The 25,897-nt window shown below is 71.8% G+C and carries 26 protein-coding genes and 1 tRNA gene; 11 read left to right on the top strand and 16 right to left on the bottom strand.

Going from position 1 to position 25,897, the window contains the following annotated elements:
* Positions 1 to 136 precede the first annotated feature (136 nt).
* Positions 137 to 1,081, top strand: coding sequence for a 23S rRNA (guanosine(2251)-2'-O)-methyltransferase RlmB (rlmB, locus tag ACF1DX_RS20010; RefSeq protein ID WP_391792495.1), 945 nt, complete (start codon positions 137 to 139; stop codon positions 1,079 to 1,081).
* Positions 1,082 to 1,268: 187 nt separating this feature from the next.
* Complete coding sequence (locus ACF1DX_RS20005; RefSeq protein WP_391792494.1) at positions 1,269 to 2,909, top strand: DoxX family protein; 1,641 nt, start codon at positions 1,269 to 1,271, stop codon at positions 2,907 to 2,909.
* A gap of 130 nt (positions 2,910 to 3,039) precedes the next feature.
* On the opposite strand, the gene ACF1DX_RS20000 is transcribed toward ACF1DX_RS20005, so the two are convergent.
* The 4 genes from ACF1DX_RS20000 to ACF1DX_RS19985 all read right to left on the bottom strand — a co-directional run bounded on the left by ACF1DX_RS20000 (position 3,040) and on the right by ACF1DX_RS19985 (position 6,912).
* Positions 3,040 to 3,771, bottom strand: a complete 732-nt coding sequence (locus tag ACF1DX_RS20000) for a nucleotidyltransferase family protein (RefSeq protein WP_085572515.1) — start codon at positions 3,769 to 3,771, stop codon at positions 3,040 to 3,042.
* A gap of 245 nt (positions 3,772 to 4,016) precedes the next feature.
* Entirely contained in the window at positions 4,017 to 4,460 is a 444-nt protein-coding gene (locus ACF1DX_RS19995; RefSeq protein ID WP_391792493.1) for a hypothetical protein, read from the bottom strand.
* Between the two features lie 182 nt (positions 4,461 to 4,642).
* Positions 4,643 to 5,731 carry an ABC transporter ATP-binding protein gene (locus ACF1DX_RS19990; RefSeq protein ID WP_391792492.1) on the bottom strand — a complete coding sequence of 363 codons (1,089 nt, stop codon included), beginning with the start codon at positions 5,729 to 5,731 and terminating at the stop codon, positions 4,643 to 4,645.
* Between the two features lie 209 nt (positions 5,732 to 5,940).
* Positions 5,941 to 6,912 (bottom strand): helix-turn-helix transcriptional regulator, encoded by a 972-nt coding sequence (locus tag ACF1DX_RS19985; protein ID WP_391792491.1) that lies wholly within the window; start codon positions 6,910 to 6,912, stop codon positions 5,941 to 5,943.
* Positions 6,913 to 7,003: 91 nt separating this feature from the next.
* Between ACF1DX_RS19985 and ACF1DX_RS19980 the strand changes: the two genes are divergently transcribed.
* Together ACF1DX_RS19980 and ACF1DX_RS19975 are read left to right on the top strand one after the other, a co-directional pair.
* A complete protein-coding gene (locus ACF1DX_RS19980; RefSeq protein WP_391792490.1) occupies positions 7,004 to 7,414 on the top strand; it encodes a DUF3224 domain-containing protein in 411 nt (136 codons plus the stop codon).
* 86 nt (positions 7,415 to 7,500) lie between these two features.
* A tRNA-Thr gene (locus ACF1DX_RS19975) sits at positions 7,501 to 7,574 on the top strand.
* Positions 7,575 to 7,610: 36 nt separating this feature from the next.
* Here the strand turns inward: ACF1DX_RS19975 and ACF1DX_RS19970 are convergent.
* From ACF1DX_RS19970 to ACF1DX_RS19960, 3 genes are read right to left on the bottom strand one after another with little or no spacing between them, the layout of a single operon-like run.
* Entirely contained in the window at positions 7,611 to 8,513 is a 903-nt protein-coding gene (locus ACF1DX_RS19970) for an aminoglycoside phosphotransferase family protein (protein ID WP_391792592.1), read from the bottom strand.
* Between the two features lie 8 nt (positions 8,514 to 8,521).
* Positions 8,522 to 9,496 (bottom strand): zinc-binding dehydrogenase, encoded by a 975-nt coding sequence (locus tag ACF1DX_RS19965; RefSeq protein ID WP_391792489.1) that lies wholly within the window; start codon positions 9,494 to 9,496, stop codon positions 8,522 to 8,524.
* 55 nt (positions 9,497 to 9,551) lie between these two features.
* Positions 9,552 to 10,712, bottom strand: a complete 1,161-nt coding sequence (locus ACF1DX_RS19960) for an FAD-dependent oxidoreductase (protein WP_391792488.1) — start codon at positions 10,710 to 10,712, stop codon at positions 9,552 to 9,554.
* A 133-nt stretch (positions 10,713 to 10,845) separates the two neighbouring features.
* Between ACF1DX_RS19960 and ACF1DX_RS19955 the strand changes: the two genes are divergently transcribed.
* Positions 10,846 to 11,523: a pentapeptide repeat-containing protein gene (locus ACF1DX_RS19955; protein WP_391792487.1), complete on the top strand. Its 678-nt coding sequence runs from the start codon at positions 10,846 to 10,848 to the stop codon at positions 11,521 to 11,523.
* A 16-nt stretch (positions 11,524 to 11,539) separates the two neighbouring features.
* On the opposite strand, the gene ACF1DX_RS19950 is transcribed toward ACF1DX_RS19955, so the two are convergent.
* Together ACF1DX_RS19950 and ACF1DX_RS19945 are read right to left on the bottom strand one after the other, a co-directional pair.
* Entirely contained in the window at positions 11,540 to 12,199 is a 660-nt protein-coding gene (locus ACF1DX_RS19950; RefSeq protein WP_391792486.1) for a hypothetical protein, read from the bottom strand.
* Positions 12,200 to 12,264: 65 nt separating this feature from the next.
* Complete coding sequence (locus ACF1DX_RS19945) at positions 12,265 to 12,765, bottom strand: hypothetical protein (RefSeq protein ID WP_391792485.1); 501 nt, start codon at positions 12,763 to 12,765, stop codon at positions 12,265 to 12,267.
* 98 nt (positions 12,766 to 12,863) lie between these two features.
* Between ACF1DX_RS19945 and ACF1DX_RS19940 the strand changes: the two genes are divergently transcribed.
* Positions 12,864 to 14,219, top strand: coding sequence for a M1 family metallopeptidase (locus tag ACF1DX_RS19940; protein WP_391792591.1), 1,356 nt, complete (start codon positions 12,864 to 12,866; stop codon positions 14,217 to 14,219).
* 69 nt (positions 14,220 to 14,288) lie between these two features.
* Here ACF1DX_RS19940 and ACF1DX_RS19935 read toward each other — a convergent pair whose 3' ends face one another.
* Positions 14,289 to 14,864, bottom strand: coding sequence for a TerD family protein (locus ACF1DX_RS19935; protein WP_073934377.1), 576 nt, complete (start codon positions 14,862 to 14,864; stop codon positions 14,289 to 14,291).
* Positions 14,865 to 15,045: 181 nt separating this feature from the next.
* Here ACF1DX_RS19935 and arfB point away from each other — a divergent pair, with 181 nt between their 5' ends.
* Entirely contained in the window at positions 15,046 to 15,474 is a 429-nt protein-coding gene (gene arfB, locus ACF1DX_RS19930) for an alternative ribosome rescue aminoacyl-tRNA hydrolase ArfB (RefSeq protein ID WP_391792484.1), read from the top strand.
* Positions 15,475 to 15,783: 309 nt separating this feature from the next.
* On the opposite strand, the gene ACF1DX_RS19925 is transcribed toward arfB, so the two are convergent.
* Both ACF1DX_RS19925 and ACF1DX_RS19920 read right to left on the bottom strand, forming a co-directional pair.
* On the bottom strand, positions 15,784 to 16,257 hold the full coding sequence (locus ACF1DX_RS19925) for a GNAT family N-acetyltransferase (protein ID WP_391792483.1): 474 nt from the start codon (positions 16,255 to 16,257) through the stop codon (positions 15,784 to 15,786).
* A gap of 64 nt (positions 16,258 to 16,321) precedes the next feature.
* Positions 16,322 to 16,903 carry a flavin reductase family protein gene (locus tag ACF1DX_RS19920; RefSeq protein ID WP_391792482.1) on the bottom strand — a complete coding sequence of 194 codons (582 nt, stop codon included), beginning with the start codon at positions 16,901 to 16,903 and terminating at the stop codon, positions 16,322 to 16,324.
* 316 nt (positions 16,904 to 17,219) lie between these two features.
* On the opposite strand from ACF1DX_RS19920, the gene cdgB reads away from it, so the two are divergent.
* Together cdgB and ACF1DX_RS19910 are read left to right on the top strand one after the other, a co-directional pair.
* On the top strand, positions 17,220 to 18,917 hold the full coding sequence (cdgB, locus tag ACF1DX_RS19915) for a diguanylate cyclase CdgB (protein ID WP_391792481.1): 1,698 nt from the start codon (positions 17,220 to 17,222) through the stop codon (positions 18,915 to 18,917).
* 116 nt (positions 18,918 to 19,033) lie between these two features.
* The gene (locus tag ACF1DX_RS19910) at positions 19,034 to 19,966 is read left to right on the top strand and encodes a carbohydrate-binding protein (RefSeq protein WP_391792480.1); all 933 of its coding nucleotides are present in this window, start codon (positions 19,034 to 19,036) and stop codon (positions 19,964 to 19,966) included.
* Between the two features lie 6 nt (positions 19,967 to 19,972).
* Here ACF1DX_RS19910 and ACF1DX_RS19905 read toward each other — a convergent pair whose 3' ends face one another.
* From ACF1DX_RS19905 to ACF1DX_RS19895, 3 genes are all read right to left on the bottom strand, one after another.
* Positions 19,973 to 20,902: a 1-phosphofructokinase family hexose kinase gene (locus tag ACF1DX_RS19905; RefSeq protein ID WP_391792590.1), complete on the bottom strand. Its 930-nt coding sequence runs from the start codon at positions 20,900 to 20,902 to the stop codon at positions 19,973 to 19,975.
* A 120-nt stretch (positions 20,903 to 21,022) separates the two neighbouring features.
* Entirely contained in the window at positions 21,023 to 22,207 is a 1,185-nt protein-coding gene (nagA, locus tag ACF1DX_RS19900; RefSeq protein ID WP_391792479.1) for an N-acetylglucosamine-6-phosphate deacetylase, read from the bottom strand.
* Positions 22,207 to 23,169 carry an ROK family protein gene (locus ACF1DX_RS19895; protein ID WP_391792478.1) on the bottom strand — a complete coding sequence of 321 codons (963 nt, stop codon included), beginning with the start codon at positions 23,167 to 23,169 and terminating at the stop codon, positions 22,207 to 22,209. The genes nagA and ACF1DX_RS19895 overlap by 1 nt, the downstream gene beginning before the upstream one ends.
* A 119-nt stretch (positions 23,170 to 23,288) precedes the next feature.
* On the opposite strand from ACF1DX_RS19895, the gene ACF1DX_RS19890 reads away from it, so the two are divergent.
* Entirely contained in the window at positions 23,289 to 24,557 is a 1,269-nt protein-coding gene (locus ACF1DX_RS19890; protein WP_391792477.1) for an extracellular solute-binding protein, read from the top strand.
* Positions 24,558 to 24,567: 10 nt separating this feature from the next.
* Entirely contained in the window at positions 24,568 to 24,825 is a 258-nt protein-coding gene (locus ACF1DX_RS19885) for a DUF3263 domain-containing protein (protein ID WP_391792476.1), read from the top strand.
* Positions 24,826 to 25,021: 196 nt separating this feature from the next.
* Here ACF1DX_RS19885 and otsB read toward each other — a convergent pair whose 3' ends face one another.
* On the bottom strand, positions 25,022 to 25,885 hold the full coding sequence (otsB, locus tag ACF1DX_RS19880; RefSeq protein WP_391792475.1) for a trehalose-phosphatase: 864 nt from the start codon (positions 25,883 to 25,885) through the stop codon (positions 25,022 to 25,024).
* Positions 25,886 to 25,897 lie beyond the last annotated feature (12 nt).

Raw genomic sequence — 25,897 nt, 5'->3', positions numbered from 1 at the left:
CCCGACCGGCTCCGACCTCGGCATCCGAAGATCGACTGTGCCGTCCGGGCCTCCGGGCGGCACACTTCATAGGCACACGTCACAGACGTACGCACACAAGCAGTACCACCCACGACTTCACGGAGACGGATACCTCATGGCCGCGAACAACCGCCGCATGTCCGGCAAGAAGGGCGCGCAGGTCGGCAGCGGCGGCCAGCGGCGCCGGGGCCTGGAAGGCAAGGGACCCACGCCGCCCGCCGAGATGCGCAAGGGGCACGCCAAGCAGCGCGCCGCCCAGGCGAAGGTCCGCCGCGCCCAGGGCGGCCGCCCGCAGCAGCGGCGCGGCGGGGGCCGCTCGGCCTCCGAACTCGTCGTCGGCCGCAACCCGGTCGTCGAGGCGCTGCGCGAGGGCGTGCCCGCGTCCACGCTCTACGTCCAGCAGTTCATCGACAACGACGAGCGGGTGCGTGAGGCGCTCCAGCTCGCGGCCGAGCGCGGCGGCATCAACCTCATGGAGGCGCCGCGTCCCGAGCTCGACCGCATGACCAACGGCCTGAACCACCAGGGCCTGGTGCTCCAGGTCCCGCCGTACGAGTACGCACACCCCGAGGATCTCGTCGCGAACGCCCACGACGAGGGGCAGGACCCGCTGATCGTCGCCCTCGACGGGGTCACCGACCCGCGCAACCTCGGCGCGGTCGTCCGGTCCGTCTCCGCGTTCGGCGGCCACGGCGTCGTCGTGCCCGAGCGGCGCGCCGCCGGCATGACCGCCGGCGCCTGGAAGACGTCCGCCGGTACGGCCGCCCGTACGCCCGTCGCCCGCGCCACCAACCTGACGCGCGCGCTGGAGGCCTACAAGAAGGCCGGCATCGCGGTCGTCGGCCTGGCCGCCGACGGCGAGGCCGAGCTCGGAGACCTCGCCGCGCTGGACGGACCGGTCGTCATCGTCGTCGGCAGCGAGGGCAAGGGCCTCTCCCGACTGGTCGGCGAGACCTGCGACTTCCGGGTCCGGATCCCGATGCCGGGCGGCGCGGAGTCGCTCAACGCCGGTGTGGCGGCGGGGATCGTGCTGTACGAGGCGGCGCGTCGGCGGGGCTGATTCCGGAGGGCGGCGAAGGCCGCCGGCCGGGGGCCTTCGCGGCCGGACGAGTGCAGCGGGCGGGGCTGGACGGATGTTCGGCTGGGTCGCCCATGCGGGGTGTTCCGGGCGGTCCGGGCAGGCTTGACGCGGTCCGGACACTTCCGGCGGGTCAAGGCAGTGTCCTAACGCCGTGTCACTCGGTTAGATGAGTGTGGACACGAGAACACCCCGCACACCCACGGGGGACCGCTCGTCGGGACTCGACGACGCTCCCGCGCTGAGCATGGTGAAGGTGCCGAGCGATCCGGCGCAGGTCATCGTCAATCACGCCAGCTTCCGCGTGCAGCTGGGCGGCTCGGCGCGACGCGCCCAGTCGCCGCGGATCGCACGGCACGTGAGCGCCGCCGAGGACACCGCCCGCATCCCCGTCGTCACCACCGTGGGCACACCGGGCCAGACCGGCACCCGCCGCCGGCCCGTCGTCTGGAGCGGCCGGTCCGCACCCGACGACACCGGCGCCCACCGACTGCTCCAGGCCGTACGGCACGAAGGCGTCCGCCACACCGACGAGCCGCTCACCCACGCCGGCGCCACCCAGGTCATCCCGCACACCGGCACCGGGTACGACCACGCCGACGACCCGGTCACCCAGACCCTCGAAACCCCGTTCGTCGGCGCCCAGCGCCGCCCGGCCGACAGGCCCCTGCTGCCCCCGATGCGCACGGTCGGCAGCGCCTACGACGAACCCGCCTACGACGAACCCGCCTACGACGAACCCGCCCACGACGACGGGTATGAGGACACCGGCCGCCGCACCAGGCGGCACGGCGACGACCCGGCCCGGCACGCCTACTACCCCGGCCGCCGGATGAACCTCGGCGTCGTCCTGCTCCCGCTGCGCGTCTTCCTCGGCGGCATCTCCGTCTACGCCGGGATGAGCAAGCTGTGCGACCCCCTCTACTTCGAGGGCGGCAAGCGCGGCTCCATGGTCAAGTGGCTGCACACCCTGCACCCCTGGGAAGTCGCCGAGCCACTGCGCCAGTTCGCCCTCGAACACCCCATCGGCTCCGGGCTCGCCATCGCCTTCGCACAGATCGTCGTCGGCGTCCTGACCGCCCTCGGCTGCTGGCAGCGCCTGGCCGCCGTCGTCGGGGCGGCGCTCTCGGCGGCCCTGCTGGTCACCGTCAGCTGGAAGAGCGTCCCCGCCTACGAGACCCCCGACATCATCTACCTCGCCGCCTGGTCACCGCTGATCATCGCGGGTGCCCCCGTCTACTCCGTCGACGGCCGCCTCGCGAGCCGGGCCTGGCGCCGGCTCGGTCCCCGCGCCGACATCTGGGACCTGCGCCGGTACGTACTGCGCCGGGGCGCCCTGGTCACCTTCGTGGTCTGCGGGTTCAGCATGCTCGTCGGCTCACTGCTCGGCGGCGCCGTGCGGGACGCCGACCGGGTGGTCGTCCCCGGGCCCGGCGAAGCCCCGCGCAACGAACTGCCCGGCTCCCCGCTGCCGGAGGAGTCCGGCCAACACCGGAAGAAGGAACGGACCCCGGCCACCTCCACCTCACCCACCCGGGACGCCACCTCGGACGCGGCGAGCCCGTCCGCCGGTACCACCACCCCGGGCGCGACCCAGGGCGCCGGCGCGGCCACCGGCACCCCCAGCCAGACCCAGGGCAGCGCCGGCCAGGCCCCGCCCCAGCAGTCCTCCCCGGCCGGCCAGGCACCCAGCACCAGCTCCGGCCCCACCTCGGGCGGCACCGGCACCTCCGGCGGCAACGGCGTACCGAGCGGCGGCAGTGGCGGTTCCTCCGGGAGGCCGGGACTCGTGGGCGGCCTTCTGGGATAGCCCGCACACGGCAGTGGGGTCCCGCACGGACGACGTGCGGGACCCCACTGCCGTAGGGAAGCGGTGGCTACGGCCGACCTCACGCACACGACGCCGGCCCCACGGTGTGACGGGCGGAAGGGAAAAGACTTCAGCGACCCTGCGCCGAGAGCTCCTTCGCCGCCTCCGTCAGGTCCTTCGCGGTGTCGATCGCCCGCCAGTAGGAGCCCTGGGGGATGGGGAAACCGGCCAGACGGCGCTCACGCGCCAGATGCGGGAACGTGGTGCGCTCGTGGTCACCGCGCTCCGGGAGCAGACCGGCGAACTCCGGGGAGAAGACGTACACACCCGCGTTGATCTCGAAGGTCGACGGCGGCGCCTCGATGAAGTCGGTGATGTGCCCGAAGCCGTCCGTGCGCACCGCGCCCCACGGGATACGCGGACGGGCCAGGGCCAGGGTCGCGACGGCGTCGCGCTCGGTGTGGAAGTCGGCCATGTCGCGCAGCGAGAAACGGGTCCAGATGTCGCCGTTGGTGGCGTACCAGGGCCGGTCCGGGTGCGGGAGGCGGGCGGCGGCGTACTTCAGGCCGCCGCCGCGGCCGAGGGGTTCCGTCTCCACGACGGTGGTGACGGAGAGGGGCAGGTCGGCGGTGTCCAGCCACTTCTGCAGGACCTCGGCGAGGTGACCGCAGGAGACCACCACGTCCGTCACACCCTCCTCGGCGAGCCAGGAGAGCTGGTGGCCGATGATCGGGGTTCCCGTGCCCGGGATCTCGACCATCGGCTTGGGGCGGTCGTCGGTGTACGGCCGGAGCCGGGATCCCTGGCCTCCGGCCAGGACTACGGCTTGTACGGGGCGGGCGACGGCTCGCGGATCGGTCATGCCCGCACTTTACGCGGCGCGGCGTTCGGGGTTTTACAGGTGCCCTGTGCTGGTGCCGGTGCTTTGCGGGGTGCCCCGTGTCGGTGTGGGCCGGGGGAGTGGTCACGCAGTCCGGCGTTTGCGGGGGTGCCGTCGCGCCCACCCGTGCCGCTGGGGGTACCTCCCAGGCCCTTGAGGCACTGAGGGAGGCACGACTGCCCGCGGAAACGCGGTATGCGGCTGCCCGCGGGAGCGGGGCAGCCGTGTCAGCGGTTGGCTGTGGTGACGCCCGAGGCGAAGGAGGTGTCGCAGACCGGGCGGGCGTAGGACTGGGCCTTGGTGGGACCGTAGACACGGACCGCCGCCTTGCCGAGGGCACGCGCGATGGACGCACAGTGCTTCGCCAGCGACGGGCGGTCGTTCACGGCCTGCTGGAGGTGGGTGAGCGCCACACCCGGGTTCTCCTCCTGCAACTCGACCAGCAGCTTGTCCCGCAGCGCGTGCTGCGGCGCCTGGGCGCCGGCACCGGAGGAGGCACCGGAGGCGGCCGCGAGCACAGGGCTCGAGGAAGCCCCCGACCAATTGACCCGCGCGACCGCGAAAGTCCCGGAGAGCACCAGGACGACGGGCAGGACGAGGGCGAGGGAGCGGCCGATCCGGCGGGCGGGGCCCCGGCCGCGACGCGTCTGACGGTTAGTGGAGTGCTTCACGCGTGTGAGGGTAGCGCCCGGTAGCGACAAGAAAACATTCCGTCACCGTTACGGGGGACACGGAACTCCGTACTCAGTGCGGCGTGTTGACGTACGAGGTCGAAATGACCGGTATGCCGGGGTATTTGTCGACAACGCGAAGGGCCCCGCAGCAAGCCGCGGGGCCCTTCCACGCGATGACGTCAGTCGGACAGGCGCGCACCGGTCGACGTCGAGAACACGTGGGTCTCACCCGCGCGCGGCACGACGTGCAGCTCGCTGCCCTTCTCCGGAACCTCACGGCCACCGACACGGACCACGATGTCCTTGGCCTCGCCACCCACCTGCGCCGTGCCGTACACGAACGCGTCGGAGCCCAGCTCCTCGACGACGTTCACGGTGACCGCGAGACCCTTGTCGGCGTCGGCACCGGCCACGTCGAAGTGCTCGGGACGCACACCCACGGTGACGGTCTTGTCGCTGGTCGCGGAGAGCGCGTCACGCTGCACCGGCACCACCGAGTTGCCGAACTTCACACCACCGTCGGCGATCGGAACCTCGACCAGGTTCATGGCCGGCGAACCGATGAAGCCGGCGACGAACAGGTTCGCGGGCTTGTCGTACATGTTCCGCGGGGTGTCCACCTGCTGCAGCAGGCCGTCCTTGAGAACCGCGACACGGTCACCCATGGTGAGGGCCTCGACCTGGTCGTGCGTGACGTAGACCGTGGTGATGCCCAGGCGGCGCTGCAGCGACGCGATCTGCGTACGGGTGGACACACGGAGCTTGGCGTCCAGGTTGGACAGCGGCTCGTCCATGAGGAACACCTGCGGCTCACGCACGATCGCACGGCCCATCGCGACGCGCTGACGCTGACCACCCGAGAGCGCCTTCGGCTTGCGGTCCAGGTACTCGGTCAGGTCGAGGATCTTCGCCGCCTCCTCGACCTTCTGCCGGATCTCCGCCTTGTTGACACCCGCGATCTTGAGCGCGAAGCCCATGTTGTCCGCGACCGTCATGTGCGGGTAGAGCGCGTAGTTCTGGAACACCATGGCGATGTCCCGGTCCTTCGGCGGCAGATGCGTGACATCACGGTCACCGATGCGGATCGCACCGCCGTTGACGTCCTCGAGCCCCGCGAGCATGCGGAGCGAGGTGGACTTGCCGCAACCGGACGGACCGACCAGGACGAGGAACTCGCCGTCCGCGATGTCGATCTCCAGCGCGTCGACGGCGGGCTTGGTGGAACCGGGGTAGATCCGGGTCGCCTTGTCGAACGTGACAGTGGCCATGGTGAATGGTCCCCTTCTACCGGCAGGAACGTGCCGGACGATCCGAGTAGGAAGGTGATGCCACGACGGATACTCCGCTGTGGTGTGGTCCACACGAGTGAACTGGCACAGGACGGTACCCGGCGTTCACCTGGTTGTCAGTAGTTCCAGGGCTGTGAATTTCACGGAAACTTTCGACCACGGGGGTGACTGTCACGTTTCGTACGTGATCACCGCTCGCTCGCGTAGCGGTCCGCCAGCACCCCCACCGCCCTCGTGACCGCCTCCCGCAGCCCCGCCGGGCCGAGCACCTCCGCCTCGACGCCGAGCCGCAGCAGGTCGCCGGTCGCGACCGCCTCCGACTCGACGATCAGCTCCACCTCCACCCAGCCCCGCCCGTCCGCCGGCCCCGCGTTCGCGAGCGCCCGCGCCCCCGTCGCCCCGAACTGCATCGGCAGCAGCTTCTGTCCGCGCGGTGAGAGCCGCACCCGGGCCGTGCCCTGCCGCATCGCCGCCTCCATCCGCCGGGACGACTCCGTCCAGTACGCGGCCAGGTCGAAGCCCGTGGGCCGGATGAACTCCTCGCCCGTCTCCGCCACCGCCTGGAACCGCGACACCCGGTAGGTGCGCACCGCGTCGTCCGCCAGCGCCACCAGATACCAGATGCCGCCCTTCAGCACGAGTCCCAGCGGACGCACCTCCCGGTGCACCTCGCCACGCCAGCGCCGGTAGCGGGTCTCCAGCACCCTGCGCCCCCAGACCGCCCGCGCGACGGGTTCGAGGTACGGCACGGGGTCGGCGTCCCGGAACCAGGCCGGCGCGTCCAGGTGGAACCGCTCGCGCACCCGCCGCGCCTGGTCCGCCAGTTCGCCCGGCAGGGAGGCCTCCACCTTCAGCTGGGCGCTCGCCAGTACGGCACCCAGACCCAGGTCCCGGGCCGGTCCCGGCAGTCCCGCGAGGACCAGCGAACCGGCCTCCGCGTCCGTCAGCCCGGTGAGCCGCGTGCGGTAGCCCTCCATCAGGCGGTAGCCGCCCTCCGGCCCGCGTTCGGCCCGCACCGGCACCCCGGAGGCGCCGAGCGCCTCGATGTCCCGGTACACGGTGCGCACCGACACCTCCAGCTCGGCCGCCAGTTCGGGGGCGGTCATCCGGCCGCGGTTCTGCAGCAGCAGGAGCAGGGAGAGGAGCCGGTCGGCGCGCATGGGAGCCATTGTCCCGCCGTACCTGACAGAGGATGTCAGGTACGGCGGGAAGGGTGGGGCACACCGTCGTCCACCCCGGAAGGAAACGCCCATGCCCACCACCGAGACCACCGGTCACTTCACCTTCGCCGACTGGAAGGAGAGCCCCGTCACCGAGGAGGGCAGTCTCCCCCGCCTCGCGCACGCCACGGTCACCAACGCATTCTCGGGTGGCATCGAGACCGAGGCCACGGCCTGCGACTACGCGATCACCTACCTGACCGGCGGAACGGGCACCTTCACGGGCATGGAGCTCGTCGGCGGCCGGGTCGACGGCCGGGCCGGCACCTTCGTCCTGGAGGAGCGCGGCCGCTTCGAGCCCGACGGCACCGTCCACTGCACCTTCGAGGTCGTCGAGGGTTCGGGCACCGAGGAGCTGACGGGGCTGCGCGGCACGGGCGGGTTCACCTACCGGCACGGGGAGACGGAGGTGGCGTACACCTTCGAGTACGACTTGGGGTGAACGGGCGGGACCTCGTCCCACAAGTGCGTGGCCCGGCGAAACCGGCTCTGTGTACAGTGGACCAGCCTTCGCGCGCGCCGCGCGGCGCCTCCTTAGCTCAGCTGGCCAGAGCAACGCACTTGTAATGCGTAGGTCGTCGGTTCGAATCCGACAGGGGGCTCGGTGAAACCCCAGGTCACTCCTGACCTGGGGTTTTTCATGCCGTAAGACCGTGCAGCCGGCGCGCGATCTCCAGGTCCGCCTCGTCCAGCGGACGGCCCTCCTCGACCTCCCACAGGCAGTTCTGCAGCAGTCGCCCGTACGTCCACGCGCGTGCCCGCGCGCGGTCCAGGCCGAGGACGTCGGTCATGGCGTCGAGGCGCCAGTCGATGTCGTCGGGGTCGAAGCGGTTGGCCAGGGCGGGCCAGAGGTCGAAGCCGGGGTCGCCGGCCAGGGGTTTGGGGTCGATGGCGAGCCAGGGGGCGCGGTCGGAGGCGAGGACGTTCTCGTCGTGCAGGTCCCAGTGGAGGAGGCGGTCGCCGGGTTCGTCGGTGACCTCGCGCACGGCGGCGGCGCAGTCGGCGACGAGGCGGCGGGCGGCCGGGTCCGTGATGCGGTTCAGGACGGCGGGGGTCCGTTCCAGCATGGCGGGTGCGATGTCGCGGAGGTGGCGCATGCCTTCGGGGGCCGGGGTGGTGTGGAGGTGGGCGAGGAGGTGGGCGATGACCAGGACGGCCTCGTGGACGTCTTCCTGGTGGGCGAGCATGCGGGTGGCGTCGAGACGTTCCAGGAGCATCGTGCCGGTGGGTTCGTCGTGGTCGAGGAGGCGGACCGCCCCGTCGCCGTTCCAGAGGCGTAGGGCGATCGGTTCGCCGTCGGTTTCGTGGTCGCGGATCTGGAGTTTGAGTACCGCGTGTGTGTCGTCGGTGCGGATGACGGGGAGGACGAGGGCGCTCACGCCGTGCATGGGTGTTCCGGTGACGCGCAGGTCCCAGCGGTCCAGGAAGGTGGCGGTGAGGTCGGGGAGGGCGGCGATGAAGGCGCGGCCCGCTTCCTTGTTGTACTTCTCCTGCGTGGCGGCGAGTTCCGCGGGGATGTCGATCATCTTTCGCACGGTAATGGTGTCCGCTACGGCTCCAGGACGACTTTTCCGGTTGTCTCCCTGTTCTCCAGGGCGCGGTGGGCGGCGGCGGCTTCGGTGAGGGGGAAGCGGTGTACGGCGGGGGTGAGTCTGCCTTCGGCGGCTTGGGCGAGGGCGCGGAGTTCGAGGGTGCGCAGGGGGTCGGGGCCGCCGGCTCTGCGCATCATCCCGGGGCCGAGGACGTTGTGGGAGACGCCTTCGACGAAGTAGGGGTTGTCGCTGTGGATGCCTTGGGAGGACCAGCCGAACACGATGTGGCGGCCGTCGGGGGCGAGGAGGTCGACTGCCGTGCGGGCGGTGTCGCCGCCCACGCCGTCGTAGACGATGGTGATCTTGCCGCGGTGGGCGTGGAGCTGTTCGGGCCAGTCGGGGTTCGTGTAGTCGATGGCGAGGTCGGCGCCGTTGGCTGTCACCTGGGCGGTTTTCGTGGGGCCGCCGGCGAGGCCGATGACGGTGGCGCCGGCGTTCTTGGCGTACTGCACGAGGAGGGTGCCGATGCCGCCTGCCGCCGCCGGGACGAGGACCACGTCTGCGGGGCCGGGTTCGGCGAACTGCACGATTCCCATCGTCGTGCGGCCCGTGCCGATCATGGCGACGGCTTCGGCGAAGTCGAGGCGTTCGGGGATGTCGTGGAGCCGGTCGGTGTCGGTGACGGCGAGTTCGGCGTAGCCGCCGGGTGCGAAGCCGAGGTGGGCGACGACGCGGCGGCCGAGCAGGTCTTCGGGGGCGCCTTCGCCGAGTGCGTCGACGACTCCGGCGATCTCGCGGCCGGGGATGGTCGGCAGGGTGGCGGGGGCCGGGCCGGGGCCTTTGGCGCCCTCTCGCAGGGCTGTGTCCAGGAGGTGGACACCGGCCGCGCGGACGGCGATACGGACCTGGCCCGGACCGGGCAGCGGGTCCTCGACCTCCTCGTAGGTGAGGTTCTCGGCCGGGCCGAAGGTGTGCAGACGGATGGCGTGCATGGGGGATTCCCTCAGGGGTCGGGTCGTGTGCCGTTGCGGCTCCCACGGTGTGACCTCAAGCGTGCTTGAGGTCAAGGGTGTTCCGGCCGAGGGCGAGGGAGACGGCCGTCAGGGCGCTGTTGAAGGAGACCTCGGAGAGCACGCCGGGTGCGGCGACCTGGTCGCCGGCGAGGTAGACGCCGTCGCCGCGGTCGACGGCGGGGCGGTCGCGCCAGGTGGTGCCGGGCGGGTCGACGGCGCCGGTGCGGCCGTTCGCGATCGCGTCCCGCCGCCAGGTGACCCGTTCCCGCCAGTCGGGGAAGGCGAGGTCCAGCAGTTCTTCCGCGCGGGCGGTGCCGTCCGCCTTGGTCTCGTGGGGGGCGATGGGGATCTGGCCCTGGATGAGTTGTTCGCCGGTGGGGGCGAGGGTGCGGTCCTGGGCGGTGAAGCGTTCCAGCCAGCCGGGTGCGTCGAGGTCGGACACGGCGAACGCGTCGCCGCGTCGGGTGCGCAGGGCGAGGTCGATCAGGACGGTGCGGCCGCTCGGCCAGGTGAGGGTGGGGTCGTCGAGGAGGCGGCGGGCGGAGTCGAGTGAGGTGGCGACGACGACGGGGGTGTCGGTGGGCGGGGTGCCGACGCGGGACAGTGTCTCCATGCGCACGCCGAGGTTCCACGCGTGGGCGGCCATCCGGTCGATGAGGCCGCCCCAGCCGCCGCGCGGGTAGTGGGCCTCCGGGGGGAGTTTGGTGGCGCGGCGCAGGCGTTCCTGCACGAACGCGGCGGACAGGGAGCCGGGGTCGTGGTGGAACAGTGCGACCGCGGTGTAGTGGGCGGCGGCCCGTGCGCCTTCCTCGCCGGCGATTGTGGTGGCCCAGGTGAGGAAGTCGGTGTCGACGGGTGCCTGTGCGATGCCGCGGCGCAGGAGTTTCAGCAGGGCGAAGGGTGGGGTGCGGCGCAGGGTGCCCCGGTGGCGGAGTCGCAGCCGGGCGGCCTCCAGGGGCGGGAGCGGGGCGAGGGGGCCGATGAGGTTGCGCTGTCGGAGCCAGGTCCAGTGGGGGCCGCCGTTGTAGAGGGCGTGGGGTCCGTCGTTGGTCCGGTAGGGGCCTTCGGCGGTGCGGGCCCGGCCGCCGAGGGTGTGGTGGGCTTCGTGGACGGTGACCTTGGCGCCTGCCTCCGCGGCGGTGATGGCCGCGGTGAGTCCGGCGAATCCGCCGCCGATGACGGTGATGTGGTGCATGGCTGGGGGTCTCCCTTGGTCGGGGTCGCCTTCCGGCTTTGCGTGTACGACGGAGTGAGGGCGCGGGAATGTGACATGCGCGGGGTTTTCGCAGGTCGGGTGGATTGTCAGTGGTGGGGTGCAGCATGGGGCCATGGCGAGGAGAGCAGTGGGTGGTACGGGAGTGAAGGGGGTGAGGCGACCTGAGCTGCGGCTGCCCGCGTTGGAGCGTTATGAGGGGGGCGGGCTGGAGCCGGACGGGGATTACGACGGGCTGGAGTTCCGGGAGGCGGACTTCGCCGGGCAGGACGGTGGCGGGGCGCGTTTCATGGACTGTGCGCTGACGGGGTGCGCGCTGGACGGGGCGCGGTTGTCCCGGGTGCGGGTGCTGGATTCGGTGCTCGCCGGTGTCCGGGGTGTGGGTACCGACCTTGCGGAGGCGACCCTGCGTGATGTGGAGCTGGCGGACGCGCGGCTCGGGGGGACGCAGTTGCACGGGGCGGTGCTGGAGCGGGTACTGGTCCGGGGCGGGAAGATCGACTTCCTGAATCTGCGTTCGGCCCGGCTCAAGGACGTCGTCTTCGAGGGGTGTGTCCTGGTCGAGCCGGACTTCGGTGGGGCGCGGCTGGAGCGTGTGGAGTTCGTGGACTGCGCGCTGAAGGACGCGGATCTTTCGGGGGCCACGTTGAAGGACGTGGATCTGCGGGGTGCCGTGTCGTTGGGGATCGCGCGGGGGGTGGACCGGTTGTCGGGGGCGGTGATCAGTGCGGGTCAGTTGCTGGATCTGGCGCCGGTGCTGGCGGGGGAGCTGGGGATCCGGGTGGAGGGGTGAGCGGTGGTGAGGGGGCTTACTCCCCGTACCAGCCCCATGCGCCTGCTCCTTCGGACGGGTCGAAGGACTGGTGCAGTGCGATGAGGGCGTTGACGAGGCGCGGATCGATGCCGGCGGTCAGGAGCCGGTAGTCCTCGGCCACCGCGCGGAAGACGAGGTGTGCGCGGCGTGAGCTGTCCCGCCAGATGATGCGCCGGGGCGGGCGGAATCCGCCGTCGCCCTCGCCCAGGAGGGTGGTGACCAGCCATACCAGGCTGATGGGCAGTCCTAGGGGCCACCACAATGCCCACCACATGAGGCGGCCTTGATATCCGTGGAGAGTGGGTCCGGTGGCCGGTTCCACGGTCCAGTGCCGGCGGCCGGGCCGGAAGGCCCGGCGGCGTCGCAGGGTGATCCGTCCGATCGGTGTGCCGGACGGGTCGAGGACCTGGTAGACGGCGGGGCGTCCGCTCAGCCGTGAGCCGAGGGGCTGCTCGGTGATGATGCGGGCGGCCGGGGTCCGGTCCTCGGTGAGGAGGTGGAAGGCGCGCAGGGAGCGGAGCCGGTCGGGGGCGGGGCTGTCGATGTCGCGGGAGAGCCGGACGGCCGGGCCGAGGATGTCCGGTGTTCCGTCACGGACGACGGCCGGTGGGAACACCCTGTGGTCCAGCGTGTAGGTCACGCGTTCCTGCGCCACTCGTCTCCCTCTCCGCCGCGCTGCCGCCGTCGGGGTGATGTTCTCATCGTGGTGATCGGCAGTGGTCAGGGGATTCTCGGGAAGCGGGCCTGAAGGGTCCAGATGGCCGGGTTTTCGCCGAGGTCTTCGTGGAGGTCGGTCAGGTCGGCGAGGAGGTCGTGGAGGAAGTCGCGGGCTTCGCGGCGGAGTTCGGTGTGGGAGAAGGTCAGTGGGGGTTCGGAGGCGGGCAGCCATTCCGCTTCGATGTCCACCCAGCCGAAGCGGCGTTCGAAGAGCAGGCGGTCGGTGGATTCGGTGAAGTCCAGTTCCGCGTGCTGGGGGCGGGAGGCGCGGGAGCCGGCCGGGTCCCGGTCGATGTGTTCGACGATGTCGCACAGGGCCCATGCGAAGTCGAGTACCGGTACCCATCCCCAGGCTGTGGAGAGCTCGCGGTCCGTCCTGGTGTCGGCGAGGTAGACGTCTCCGCAGAACAGATCGTGCCGCAGGGTGTGGACGTCCGCGCGGCGGTAGTCGGTCTGTGGGGGGTCGGGGAAGCGGTTGGAGAGGGCGTAGCCGATGTCGAGCACGGGGGTGATGGTGTCACGTCGTGGTGGGGCGGCCCTCATAGGATCCCGGGGTGCGCTTTCACGGCTCCGGTTCCCGCAGTGTCGTCGCCGCCCTGCTCATGGTGTCCGTGGTGGCTTGTGGGGGTGGTTCCGGGGCTTCCGCCGGCGGTTCCGGTGTGGGTGATCCGTACTTTCCGGAGGCCGGTAACAGTGGTTACGACGTCGGCCACTACGCCCTCGACCTCGCCTACGACCCGCGTGCGCACCGCCTCAGCGGCACTGCGACGATCACCGCCCGTGCGAGGGAGGATCTCTCCGCGCTGACCCTCGACCTCGAGGGTCTGGAGGTCGAGGAGGTCACCGTGGACGGTGTGGCCGCCCGCTGGAGCCGGGCGGGGCGGGAGCTGACCGTCCGGCCGCGCGAGGCGGTGGAGGGCACCTTCCGGGTGGCCGTCCGCTATGCCGGCGCCCCGGTGACCGTCACGGACCCGGACGGTTCGCAGGAGGGCTGGCTGCGTACCGCCGACGGTGCGTTGGCGTTGGGGGAGCCGGTGGGGTCGATGGCGTGGTTCCCGGGCAGTCACCATCCTTCCGACAAGGCGACGTATGCCGTCGCGGTGACGGTGCCGAGCGGGTTGCGGGTGGTGTCCAACGGGGAGCCGGCCGGTGAGGAGAGGAAGGGGAGCCGTACGACGTACCGGTGGCGTACCGGTGAGCCGATGGCGAGCTATCTCGCGATGCTGGCCATCGGGAGGTTTGAGGTCCGTCGCACGGTGACGGCCGGCGGGCTGCCCGTGTACACGGCTGTCGATCCGGAGCAGGCGGGGGCGGGCCGCGCGGTTCTGGCGCGGATTCCCGAGGTGCTGGAGTGGGCGGAGCGGACCTTCGGGCCGTATCCCTTCTCCTCCGCGGGTGCGGTCGTCGAGCGTCCCGAGGACGCCGGGTATGCCTTGGAGACCCAGAACCGGCCGGTCTTTCCCGGTGCCCCGGACATCGTGCTGCTGGTGCACGAGATCGCCCATCAGTGGTACGGCGACTCCGTGTCCCCGCGCAGTTGGCGGGACATGTGGCTCAACGAGGGTTTCGCGACGTACGCGCAGTGGCTGTGGCAGGAGGAGCACGGGGGTGACAGCGCGCAGCGGATCTTCGACCTGCTGTATGCCGGTTCGTATTTCCCGGACGCGGGGACGAACGAGGCGTTGTGGTCCTTCCCGCCGGCCGAGCCGCCGGGCGCGGCGGACATCTCGGCCACTTCCGTGTACTGGCGTGGTGCGATGGTGCTGCACAGGATCCGGCAGACGGTCGGTGACGATTCCTTCTTCGCCCTGCTCCGGGGCTGGGCGCGGGAGCACCGTCACGGTAACGCGGGCACCGGTGACTTCACGGCGTATGTGGAGAGGTCGGCCCCGGGCGAGGATTTCACCGGGATCTGGGAGGACTGGCTGTACGGGGAGGGGCGGCCGGAGCGGCCCTGAGGGTGTGCCGGAGTCCCCGGCCGGGTGGTTGCCGCCCGGCCGGGGACCGCGTCGTGAGCGGGGTGTCGGTCAGACGTTCACGCCGAAGTCCTGGGCGATGCCCACGAGGCCCGAGGCGTAGCCCTGGCCGACGGCGCGGAACTTCCACTCCGCGCCGTTGCGGTACAGCTCGCCGAAGACCATGGCGGTCTCGGTGGCGGCGTCCTCCGACAGGTCGTAGCGGGCGATCTCGGTGCCGCCGGCCTGGTTGATGATGCGGATGTAGGCGTTGCGCACCTGGCCGAAGTTCTGGCTGCGGTTCTCGGCGTCGTAGATCGACACCGGGAAGACGATCTTGTCGATGTCGGCCGGGAGGGCGGCGAGGTTGACGTTGATCGCCTCGTCGTCGCCGGCGCCCTCGCCGGTGCGGTTGTCGCCGGTGTGGACGATGGTGTTGTCCGGGGTCTGCTTGTTGTTGAAGAACACGAAGTGGGCGTCGGAGTAGACCTTGCCCTGCGTGTTGACCGCGATCGCCGAGGCGTCGAGGTCGAAGTCCGTGCCGGTGGTGGTGCGGACGTCCCAGCCGAGGCCCACGGTGACGGCGGTCAGGCCCGGAGCCTCCTTGGTGAGCGAGACGTTGCCACCCTTGGACAGGCTTACAGCCATTGTTGGGAGTCCCTTCCCTCGTTTGCGTACGGCTAGAAGCTACAGCTACCCCATTGAACGCGAAGAGGGGTGCGAGAGGTTCCAGGTCTCTTTACTTTCTTTACCCGTGTCCCGGGATCGGTGTCCCGCGATCCGGATATTCGGGTGACGTGGCCCGGTCAGGCGCGGGAACCTGTAGGGCATGTCCGGTCCCTATCTCATCCGCGGTTCCGTCGTCCTGCCCGAGGCGGAGCTCATGTGGCGTTTCTCGCGGTCGTCCGGGCCCGGTGGGCAGCATGTGAACACCAGTGACTCCCAGGTCGAGCTGCGTTTCGACCTCGCTCGTACCGAGGCGCTGCCCGAGGTGTGGAAGCAGCGGGCGCTGGAGCGGCTGGCCGGGCGGCTGACCGGTGGTGTGATCACCGTTCGCGCTTCGGAGCACCGTTCGCAGTGGCGTAACCGGGAGACGGCGGCGGTGCGGCTGGCGGCGCTGCTCGCGGAGGCGAGCGCGCCGCCGCCGAAGCCGCGCAGGCCCACGCGTATTCCGCGGGGGATCAATGAGCGGCGGTTGCGGGAGAAGAAGCAGCGGGCCGAGACGAAGAGGGGGCGCTCCTCGCGGGACTGGGGGTGACCTCCCAGTTCCCCTTGGGCGTGGCCCCGGCCCCCGGGTGTGGCCTCCGGCCCCCGAGGTGTGGCCTCCCGGCCGGGGATCAGTGTCCCTGCGGGTCCGTTGTGGCTGGTCGCGCATTTCCCCGCGCCCCTATTGGGGCGCGCCTGTGCGGCGGTAGTCGCGTATCGGGTACAGCCCCGCGCCCCTGTCGGGGCGCGCCCGTGCGGCGGTAGTCGCGTATCGGGTACAGCCCCGCGCCCCTTTGGGGCGCGTCCACCGCGAGTTTCCATCCGGTGGCCGATGTGGGGTCTCGCGCACCGTTCAGTCCGGTCAGCGCAGCTTCAGTACGCCCACCATCTCGTTCCCGGCGAGTTCGCCGGTCTTGTGGAAGCCCAGGTTCAGGTAGAAGTCCTCGGGGCCGTTGTCGCCGGGGTGCCAGGTGACGTAGAGCTCGTGTGTGCCCCGGCGGCGGAGTTCCCCGGCCACTGACCGGACGGCGAAGCGGCCGTAGCCCTTGCCCTGTTCCTCCGCCGCGATGTTCAGGCGCCACAGGCCGGAGCGGAGGGCGCTGCCGCCGTCCTCGTGCCAGTCGATGTCGAGGAAGGCCATCAGGAAGCCGACCGCGCGGTCGCCGTCCATGATCAGGCGGGGCCAGGCCCTACCGGGATGCACGTAGGCCTCGGCGAGGGACTTCACCACCGGCGCGACCGCGAATTCCTGGTCGGGGCGGACCCGTATCCCGAGGGCGGTCTCGAGGTTCTTCGGGGTGATCTCTTCGAGGCGGAGTGTGGTGGGCGTCGTCATCCGGGCACCCTAATCAGGTAAATCCCGTCCGGTGAAAGGGATTTCGGCGACGGCGGCAAATCGTTCAGCCCAACTGCCGGTAACGGCCCCGGAAATACGTCAGCGGGCCGCCCTCCGCGCTCGGTACCCGGGCGGTCAGGACGCGGCCGATCACCAGGGTGTGGTCCCCGGCCGGGACCCGCTGCTCGGTGCGGCACTCCAGGGTCGCCAGCGCGCCGCCCACCAGGGGCGCCCCGCTGTGCTCGCCGCGCAGGTACGGGATGTCCGCGAAGAGCAGGCGGTCGCTGACCCGGCCCTTCATCGCGAAGCGGCCCGCGATGTGCCGCTGGCTCTCGGAGAGCACGGACACCGCCCACAGGGGCTGCTCGTCGAGGAGTTCGTCCATGCGGGAGCCGTTGCGCAGGCTGACCAGCACCAGCGGCGGGTCCAGGGAGACCGACAGGAACGCGGTGGCCGTCATGCCGACGTCCTCGCCGGCCGGCGCCGAGGGGTCGTCGGGGTCCAGGGGCGGCTCCTGCGCGGTCACCAGGACCACGCCGGCGGCCAGCCGGGACAGGGCGGCTCGGAACTCGTCGTTGCTCACCCCCTCAGCATGCAGGGCGGCGGGCGCAGCGGTGATCGTGGACGGGGCGGAAGTGTTCGGCACGCCGGAAACGCTAATCTCCGCTCCACGGGCACCGCATCGGGCCCCGGCCCGAGCCGGGACCTAGGACCAACGCCCGAGTCGGACACAGTCCCTGCACAAACACCACAAAAACTGCGTTCGTCAAAAGCGAGGGGAAACCGCGGAAAGCCCACGCAATTGTTCACGTTTGCCTGTGACTTGAGTCACAAGGGGCAATAATTGTTGACCCTGTGTACCGAGTGGGCAGCGCGCTGTGATTCAGTGGCGGGGAAGCTGCTGGGACGATACGCCGAAGACAACCCTTGATTCGCTGCGAGGTCTCGGGGGGAGGGCGAGGATGGAGACCGAGTCGGAACCCTACGTCCGCCTTGCGTCGCTGCGGCAACTCCACCAGGCCATGGCCGACATGAACACGGCCCGCAGTCTGGCGGACACGCTGCAGACGGTCGCCGACGGTGTCGTGGACGCCCTCGGTTACGAACTGGCGTGCGTCAATCTCGTACGCCCCGACGGTGATCTCGTGGTCGCCGCCCTCGCCGGGAACTCCGCCGCCGAGGCCCTCATCACCGGCCGGACCGGCTCCCGCGAGTCCTGGGACCGCCGCCTCGGCATGGGTGAACGCTGGGGCGATCTGGTCTTCATCCCGCACACCGAGGGCTGGGTCCTCGACGACGACGACGTCCCGCAGTGGTACACCGACGGGCCCGCGCCCCGCTTCGAGGACGAGTGGCACCCCTCCGACCGGCTCTTCGCCCCGATGTACGCCCCCGGCCCGCAGGGCGGCGGCACCTCCGGGGAACTGGTCGGCGTCCTCTCCGTGGACCGCCCGCGCAACGGCCGCCGGCCCGGCGCCTGGGGCCGCGAGGCGCTCCAGATGTACGCCTTCCAGGCCGCCATCGCGATCAGCAACGCGCGTCTGCGTGCCAACATGCAGCGCGCCCTGGTCCGCCTGGAGCGCGACCAGCAGGCGCTGCGGGCCAGCGAGGAAAGCTTCCGCCAGGCCTTCGAGTACGCCCCCTCCGGCATGGCCATCGCCGAGATGGGCGGCGACCAGCACGGCCGCATCCTGCGCACCAACGACGCCCTGTGCCGCCTGCTGGGCCGCCCCGCCTCCGCGATGCGCCGCTACTCCTTCTCCGACCTCGTCCACCCCGAGGACATAGGCACCCTGCTGCGCACCTCCGCCGAGGGCGGCCGGGCCGAGCTGCGCCTGGGCCGCCGTGACGGCACGTACGTCTGGGTGTCCCTGCGCAACAGCGTCGTCGCCGACGCCGCCGACGGCCCCCGCTTCCTGCTCACCCACGTCGAGGACATCGAGGAGCGCAAGCGCCGCGAGCTCCAGCTCGCCCACCGCGCCTCCCACGACTCGCTCACCGGACTGCCGAACTCCGCCGAGCTGCGGGCGCGGCTGTCCGCCCGGCTGTGCCGGCAGCAGCCGCAGGGCGTGCTGCCCGCCTCCGTCGACTCCATGGAACCCTTCGAGTCCTTCGACTCCGCGGACTCCTTCGACGCCGCCTACGGCCCGCCCGCCTTCGACCGGGGCCACGACTTCGACTTCCCGCCGGGCGCCGAGACGTACGACGGCTACGACCACCACGTGCACACCGTCGCGCCCGCCACCGAGTTCGACGACGGCGCCAAGGGGCTCGCGGTGCTCTTCTGCGACCTCGACGGCTTCAAGTCGATCAACGACCGGTTCGGGCACAACGCGGGTGACGCGGTGCTCATCGAGGTCGCCCGCCGGCTCGGCAACGGCGTGCGCGACGGCGACACCGTCGCCCGGCTCGGCGGCGACGAGTTCGTGATCCTCGCCGACGGGCTCGGCCGGGCCGACGCCCAGGACCTCGCCGTCCGGCTGCGCAACGAGATCATCCAGCCCATCCGGGCCGAGGGGCGGGCCGTGCGGGTCGGCGCCAGCTTCGGCATCGGGTGGGCGCAGTGCGGGATGACGGCGGACGAAGTGCTGAAGTCGGCCGACGAGCGGATGTACGTCGAGAAACGATCTCGTCCCAAACAGCACAGACGTGCGGGATGAAGCGCAGGTCAGTGGGTTGATGCGGTGCGGGTCACCCGTTCGGGCCATGGGAAGCGGGTAGGCTCGTTCTCTCCACACTCGTACCGCACCCGATCCGCAGCTAGGAGCACCAAGGGATGACGGCCGGCAACAACGGCGCGAGCACGCCGGAGGACGACGACCCGTTCGGCTACCTCTACGCCGACGGGCAGGCCAACGGGGCCCAGCCGCCGTCCGGGGGCTACGGCTACCCGAACTCGGTCAACCGGGTGCGGCCGGTCGGGACCCGCCAGTACGGGCAGCAGGCGCAGCCCGCTCCGCAGCAGCAGGGCGCGTACGGCCAGGCGAACGCCCACTACGCCGCCCCGGAGACGCTGCCCGGCGGCGCCACCACCGTCCAGTCGCACCAGCCGTCGCACGGCGGGGGCGGCCGGGGCCGCGGCCCGAACACCAAGGGCCTGCTCATCGGCGCGATCGCGGTGGTCGCCGCGGTCGTGATCGGCATCAGCGTGGCCATGATCGGCGGCGACGACGAGGACGGCGGCGACAGCCAGGCCGACTCCACGCCGACCCAGTCCCAGGACAGCGGCGAACCGACCCCGTCGGCGAGCAGGAGCGCGGGCGAGGAAGAGAAGGCGGAGCTGCCCACCGCCGACGCGAAGGCGATGCGGCTGGGCGGTACGGCCGCCCTCGCGTCGGACGTCGAGGGCGCGCAGTCCGACGGCGGCATCTACGTCGCCAACCTCAACCAGCCGGGGAACTCGGTCACCTGGACCGTCAACGACATCCCGGAGGCCGGTACTTACACCGTCTTCGTGCGCTACAGCACCACCGACGACCCCCAGTCGATGACGCTCACCGTCAACGGCAAGGAGTTCGGCTCCAAGCTCAACATGGACAACTTCGCCCGTGCCAAGGACGGCGACTTCTCCAAGGGCTGGACCCAGACCTACGCCTGGCCGACCCTCAACAAGGGCTCCAACACCATCTCGGTCTCCTGCGCCGGCGGGGACAAGTGCAACGTCCTGCTGGACCAGCTGTGGCTGAAGGAGGGCCAGGTCGAGAAGTGACCTGCCCTACGCCGCGGTCGCTTCCCCGGTCACCGTGACCCCGGTCAGCAGCTCCTCGTAGGCCGCCCGGTCGAAGTCGCCGGCCGTCGGGGACAGGACCGTCGCCGCCGACAGGGCGACCGCGCGGGCCAGCCGGTCCGGCCAGGGACGGTGTTCCACCAGGGCCGACAGCAGGCCCGCGACGGCCGAGTCGCCGGCGCCGGTCGGGTTGCCGCGCAGCCGCCGCGGAGGGACCGCACGCCAGAGGCCCTCGGGGGTCACCGCGAGCAGGCCCTCCGGGCCCAGGGAGGCGACCACCGCGCCCGCGCCGCGCCGACGGGCCTCCTGGGTGGCGCGCAGCGGCTCGTGGGAGCCGGTGAGTCCGGCCAGTTCCTCGGTGCTCGGCTTGAGGACGTCGGGCCGCCCGGCGACCCCGCGGCGCAGCGCCGCGCCGCTGGTGTCGAGGAGGGTGGGGACCCCGGCCGCGCGGGCGGTGCGGATCAGGCCCGCGTAGGCGCCCACCGGGACGCCCGGGGGCAGGCTGCCGCACAGGGCCACCGCCGAGGCGGCGGCCAGCAGCTCCTCGTACACCTCCTGGAACGCGGACCACTCGGCGTGGGTGATCACCGGGCCGGGCTCGTTGAGCTGGGTGGTGGTGCCGGAGCGCCCGTCGGCGACGGCGACGGTGCGCCGGGTCGTGCCGGAGACCGGGACCAGCGCGTCCGTCAGGTGCGGGACCTCGGCGAGCCGGTCGCGCAGGATCCGGCCCGTCGTGCCGCCCGAGAAGCCGGTGACCGTCACCTCGTGGCCGAGGGCCGCGAGCACCCGTGCCACGTTGACGCCCTTGCCGCCGGGGCGTTCCGTCACCTCGGCGACCCGGTGGGAGGCCCCCGGCCGCAGGGACGGTACGCGATAGGTGATGTCGAGAGCGGTGTTCAGCGTGACCGTGAGGATCACCGGGCCGACCTCCCCCTTGACGCCTGCTTCTGCCGTGAAACCCGTGGTCACGATCATGCCAAACGGACGACGGTCGGCCCACCCCCCGGACCGGCCGCCGTCCGTCGACGGCGGGACGGATCAGCCCAGTTGGGGATCGACCACCCATTCCCCCTGCCGCATGACGCCCACCAGGTCGAAGGCGGCGTCCAGCACCACCAGGTCGGCGTCCTTGCCGGGCTCCAGGGAGCCGATCCGGTCGTCCAGGCCGAGCAGCCGGGCCGGGTTGGCGGAGATCGCCCGTACGACGTCCTCGACGGGCAGCCTGTCCACCGTCACCGCCCGCTTGAAGGCGCGGTCCAGGGTGAGCGTGGAGCCGGCGATCGAGCCGCCCTCCACCAGCCGGGCCACCCCGTCCGCGACCTCGACCTCCAGAGGGCCGAGCATGTAGCGGCCGTCGCCGAAGCCGGCCGCGTCCATCGCGTCGGTGATGAAGGCGACCCGCGCGGCGCCCGCGTGGTGGAAGGCGAGCTGGAGGGCGGCCGGATGCAGATGGGTGCCGTCGTTGATCAGTTCGACGGTGACCCGCTCGTCCTCCAGCAGGGCGGTGATCGGGCCGGGGGAGCGGTGGCCGAGCGGCGGCATCGCGTTGAACAGGTGGGTGGCGACGCGCGCGCCCGCGTCGATGGCCTGGAGCGTCTGCTCGTACGTGGCGTCCGTGTGCCCGACCGCCGCGATCACCCCGTGCTCGGCGAGCAGCCGTACGGAGTCCAGGCCGCCCGGCAGCTCGGTGGCCAGCGTCATCATCCGCGCCTGCCCGTGCGCGGCGTCGAGCAGCTTGCGCACCTCGGCCGGGTCGGGGGCGCGCAGCAGCGCCTCGTCGTGCGCGCCCTTGCGGCACGGGGAGATGAACGGCCCCTCGAAGTGGATGCCGGCGATGTCGCCCTGCTGGGCCAGCTCGGCGAGCATCCCGGCGTGCCGGGCGAGGAAGTCGAGGTCACCGGTGACGGCGGAGGCGACCACCGTGGTGGTGCCGTGCGCGCGGTGGGTGTGCACGCCCTTGAGGACGTCCTCGGCGGTGCCGCCGGCGAAGGACGCGCCGCCGCCACCGTGGTTGTGGAGGTCGACGAAGCCGGGGACCACCCAGTGGCCGCTCAGGTCGACCGTCTCGGCGCCGGCGGGCGCCCCTCCCGGACCTCCGGCGGGCTCCGGCCCGGGGGGACCCCCACCCGCGATCCGCGTGCCCTCGACGATCACGCGGCCGTCGTCCACGGTCCCGGTGGGCAGGACCACCCGGGCACCGGCGAGAACCTTGGTGGGGGCCATCAGGTGGTTACCTCCGAGGGATACGAGGGATACGAGGGGTCAGTGGCGTCGATCAGGTCCCAGGCGAGGAGTCCCGCGCCCAGGCATCCGGCGGTGTCCCCGAGGGCCGCGGGGACCAGGGACGGCAGTTTCTGGAAGGTGATCCGCCGCCGGACGGCCTCCCGCAGCGGTGTGAACAAGGTTTCCCCCGCCTCGGCGAGCCCGCCACCGATGATCAGAGCCCGGGGGTCCAGCAGGGTGAGCGCGGTGACCAGCCCGTCGGCGAGCGCGTCCACCGCGTCCTGCCACACCTGACGGGCCCGTACGTCCCCGGACTCGACGGCCTTCGCGCAGTCCGCCGCGTCCGCGCCCGGGTCCTCGCAGGCCGCCGCCCACGCCTCGCTCACCGCGGCGGCGGACGCGAACCGCTCCAGGCAGCCGCGCTGCCCGCACGGACAGGGGGCGCCTCCGGGCCGTACGACGATGTGGCCGATCTCGCCCGCGAAGCCGTGCGCACCCGCCTCCACCCGGCCGTCGACGCCGATGGCGCCCGCGATGCCGGTGCCCAGCGCCACGAACAGGAACCGGTCCGCGCCCCGGCCCGCCCCGATGCGGCCCTCGGCGAGACCGCCGGTGCGCACGTCGTGGCCGAGGGCGACGGGGACGCCGCCGAGGCGTTCGGTGAGCAGTGCGCGCAGCGGGACGTCGCGCCAGCCGAGGTTGGCCGCGTAGACGGCGACGCCCTCCGCCTCGTCGACGATGCCGGGGACGGCGATGCCGACGGCGGACGCGGCCTCGCCGTACTGCCGTACGCCGTGGGCGCGCAGGTCCGCCGCGAAGTCGAGGATGCCCGTGACGACCGCGTCCGGGCCGCGTTCGCGGCCGGTGGCCCGGCGGACCTGGTGCAGCAGCGTGCCGTCCGCCCCGACCAGGGCGGCCTTCATCCCGGTGCCGCCCACATCGAGGGCGATGACGTGTTTCACGTGGAACAGTGTGACCCCCGGACCCGCAAGAGGTCTAGTCCACTCGCGTGGTGTAGACCTTATTCCGATTATCGGAAGGCTTTCGGATGGCGCGATGCGCCGGGGCAGGGGCAAGGCAAGTGCAGCGGCAGGTCAGGACAAGGGCGATCGCGGTGGTGTCCGCACTGGGGCTGACGGGAGTCCTCGGCGGATGCGGACTCGGCGGCGGGTCCTCCGATGTGACCTTGAGGCTGGTCGCCGCCGACTACGGCGACAGTGCGGCCAACAGCTCCAAGAAGTACTGGGCCGGCCTGGTCGAGCGGTACGAGGCCGAGCACCCCGATGTGAAGATCGACGTGGACGTCTACTCCTGGAACGACGTCGACCGCAAGGTCAAGGAGATGGTCGACGCGGGCGACCCGCCGGACATGGCGCAGATCGGCGCGTACGCCGACTACGCGGCCGAGGGCGAGCTCTACAAGGCGGGCGACCTGCTCTCCATCCCCGTCCAGGCGGACTTCCTCGCCCAGCTCACCACCGCGGGCGAGGTCAACAGCGTGCAGTACGGCATGCCGTTCGCCTCCTCCACGCGCGTGCTGTTCTACAACAAGAAGCTGTTCGCCGAGGCCGGCATCACCCCGCCGCAGACCTGGGACGAGCTCGCCGAGGCCGCCCGGGCGCTCGACGCGAAGGGCGTGAAGTATCCGTACGCGCTGCCGCTCGGCCCGGAGGAGGCACAGGCCGAGACCATGCAGTGGATGCTCAGCGGCGACGGCGGCTACACCGACCTCATGGGCACGTACAGCATCGACTCCGCGCAGAACGTCGAGACCTTCTCCTGGCTGAAGGACGAGCTGGTCGACAAGGGCCTGACCGGTCCCGTCGCGCCCGGCAAGCTCAACCGGGCCGACGCGTTTGCGGCGTTCGCCGCCGGGGACGTCGGCATGCTCAACGGGCACCCCTCGCTGATGGAGACGGCGAAGGAGAAGGGCGTGGAGTTCGGCATGGTGCCGACGCCGGGCATCGACGGCGCGAGCCCGGTCACCCTCGGTGTCGCCGACTGGATGATGGCCTTCAAGAAGAACGGCCACCGCGACCAGGTCGGCGAATTCCTCGACTTCGTCTACAGCGAGAAGAACGTCCTCGGCTTCTCCCGCGAGTACAACCTGCTGCCGGTCACCACCTCCGCGTTCCGGACGATGGCCGCGTCCGACCAGGACAAGGACCTCAGGCCCTTCCTCGACCAGCTCGCGACCTCGGAGCTCTACCCGGTCGGCAACACCTCCTGGGCGGCGGTCAACGCGGCGGTCAAGAAGCAGATCGGCAAGGCGGTCGCCCCGAACGGCAGCCCCGCCGGCGTCCTCGGCGGACTCCAGGCGACGGCGACGCGCGCGGAGAGCGCGGAGTAACCTGCGGGGCATGGGCACGGGGGACGAGGAGCACGAGGCCGGCGCGGGTCTGGGCCGGCGTGAACAGGACATCCTGGCGCTGGAACGCCGGGGCTTCCCCGGGCCCGGCGCCAAGGAACGCGCCATCCGCGAGGAGCTGGGCCTGGTACCCGTCCGCTACTACCAGCTCCTGAACGCGCTCCTGGACGACCCCCGCGCCCTCGCCCACGACCCGGTGACGGTCAACCGCCTGCGCCGCGTACGGGAGACCCGCCGCACAGAGCGTTGATTCGCCCCCGCCGCCCCTTCCCGTCCCGACCCGGGGGCGCAGCCCCCGGACCCCCGCTCCTCAAACGCCGGAGGGGCTGAAACCAGCCCGTCTGGGGGAGTTCGAGGACGAGGCCCGTTCAGGGCCGAAGGGGGGTCCGGGGGCGTAGCCCCCAGGGACGGGAACGGGAAGGGGCGGCGGGGGCGAAAAAATCCGGTCAGCGCATCCGCCCCGCCAGCGCCCGCAGCAGCCCCACCACCCCCGCCGGCCCGTCGACCACCAGGTCCGCCCGCTCCCGCAGCTCGGTGACCTCGTCGCTGCCGCTGCACACCAGCAGCCCCGGAGTGCCGGCGGAGCGGAGCTTGTCGACGGCCGTGTAGGCGGGCAGGTCGCCCAGGTCGTCACCCGCGTACAGGACCGACTCGGCGCCGATGTCCCGCGCGTACTCCAGCAGGGCGACGCCCTTGTCCATCCCGGGCGGACGCAGCTCCAGCACCATGCGGCCGGGCTCGACGATCAGACCGTGCCGGGCGGCGAGCCCGGCGAGCGGCTCGCGCAGGGCCTCGAACGCGGCCTGCGGATCGGCGGCCCGGCGGGTGTGGACCGCCACCGCCCGGCCCCCCTTCTCCTCGATCCACGTGCCCTGCCACGCGCCGACCCGGTCGAGCACCCCCGGCAGCTCCGCGCGGACGGCGGCGACCCCGGGGTGCGGGGCGGGCGCGGTGACCGTGCCGGTGACGGCGTCCCAGCGCTCGGCGCCGTAATGGCCGAGAACGACGAGGTGTTCCAGGCCGGGAACGCCCGCGAAGCCGCCGTGGCGGACCGCGACCCCCGCCGGCCGGCCCGTGACGACGGCGACCGCGGCCACCTTCGGGGCGAGCGCGGCGAGCGCGGGTACCGCGTCGGGGTGTGCGCGGGCCTGCTCGGGGTCGGCCACGATCGGCGCGAGCGTCCCGTCGAAGTCGAGCCCGATCAGTGCCTTCCCCGGGCGGGAGAGAAGCGCCTCCAGCCCTTCCCGCCCGGCCTGCGTGGCGGGCGTCGGCGTGGCGTTCGGCTCCGTGGAATCCGTATGGCTGGCCATACGTCCAACCTA

Source organism: Streptomyces sp. NPDC014676 (assembly GCF_043084105.1).
Taxonomy (GTDB): Bacteria; Actinomycetota; Actinomycetes; order Streptomycetales; family Streptomycetaceae; genus Streptomyces.
This window is presented reverse-complemented; position numbering and strand designations above follow the sequence as displayed.

What these genes read in the sequence shown, in the direction of transcription:
- rlmB (WP_391792495.1), top strand. Translation starts at nt 137, where the DNA reads ATGGCCGCGAACAACCGCCGCATGTCCGGCAAGAAGGGCGCGCAGGTC.
- ACF1DX_RS20005 (WP_391792494.1), top strand. Translation starts at nt 1,269, where the DNA reads ATGAGTGTGGACACGAGAACACCCCGCACACCCACGGGGGACCGCTCG.
- ACF1DX_RS20000 (WP_085572515.1), bottom strand. Translation starts at nt 3,771, where the DNA reads ATGACCGATCCGCGAGCCGTCGCCCGCCCCGTACAAGCCGTAGTCCTG.
- ACF1DX_RS19990 (WP_391792492.1), bottom strand. Translation starts at nt 5,731, where the DNA reads ATGGCCACTGTCACGTTCGACAAGGCGACCCGGATCTACCCCGGTTCC.
- ACF1DX_RS19985 (WP_391792491.1), bottom strand. Translation starts at nt 6,912, where the DNA reads ATGCGCGCCGACCGGCTCCTCTCCCTGCTCCTGCTGCTGCAGAACCGC.
- ACF1DX_RS19980 (WP_391792490.1), top strand. Translation starts at nt 7,004, where the DNA reads ATGCCCACCACCGAGACCACCGGTCACTTCACCTTCGCCGACTGGAAG.
- ACF1DX_RS19965 (WP_391792489.1), bottom strand. Translation starts at nt 9,496, where the DNA reads ATGCACGCCATCCGTCTGCACACCTTCGGCCCGGCCGAGAACCTCACC.
- ACF1DX_RS19960 (WP_391792488.1), bottom strand. Translation starts at nt 10,712, where the DNA reads ATGCACCACATCACCGTCATCGGCGGCGGATTCGCCGGACTCACCGCG.
- ACF1DX_RS19955 (WP_391792487.1), top strand. Translation starts at nt 10,846, where the DNA reads ATGGCGAGGAGAGCAGTGGGTGGTACGGGAGTGAAGGGGGTGAGGCGA.
- ACF1DX_RS19940 (WP_391792591.1), top strand. Translation starts at nt 12,864, where the DNA reads ATGGTGTCCGTGGTGGCTTGTGGGGGTGGTTCCGGGGCTTCCGCCGGC.
- ACF1DX_RS19935 (WP_073934377.1), bottom strand. Translation starts at nt 14,864, where the DNA reads ATGGCTGTAAGCCTGTCCAAGGGTGGCAACGTCTCGCTCACCAAGGAG.
- arfB (WP_391792484.1), top strand. Translation starts at nt 15,046, where the DNA reads ATGTCCGGTCCCTATCTCATCCGCGGTTCCGTCGTCCTGCCCGAGGCG.
- ACF1DX_RS19925 (WP_391792483.1), bottom strand. Translation starts at nt 16,257, where the DNA reads ATGACGACGCCCACCACACTCCGCCTCGAAGAGATCACCCCGAAGAAC.
- cdgB (WP_391792481.1), top strand. Translation starts at nt 17,220, where the DNA reads ATGGAGACCGAGTCGGAACCCTACGTCCGCCTTGCGTCGCTGCGGCAA.
- ACF1DX_RS19910 (WP_391792480.1), top strand. Translation starts at nt 19,034, where the DNA reads ATGACGGCCGGCAACAACGGCGCGAGCACGCCGGAGGACGACGACCCG.
- nagA (WP_391792479.1), bottom strand. Translation starts at nt 22,207, where the DNA reads ATGGCCCCCACCAAGGTTCTCGCCGGTGCCCGGGTGGTCCTGCCCACC.
- ACF1DX_RS19885 (WP_391792476.1), top strand. Translation starts at nt 24,568, where the DNA reads ATGGGCACGGGGGACGAGGAGCACGAGGCCGGCGCGGGTCTGGGCCGG.
- otsB (WP_391792475.1), bottom strand. Translation starts at nt 25,885, where the DNA reads ATGGCCAGCCATACGGATTCCACGGAGCCGAACGCCACGCCGACGCCC.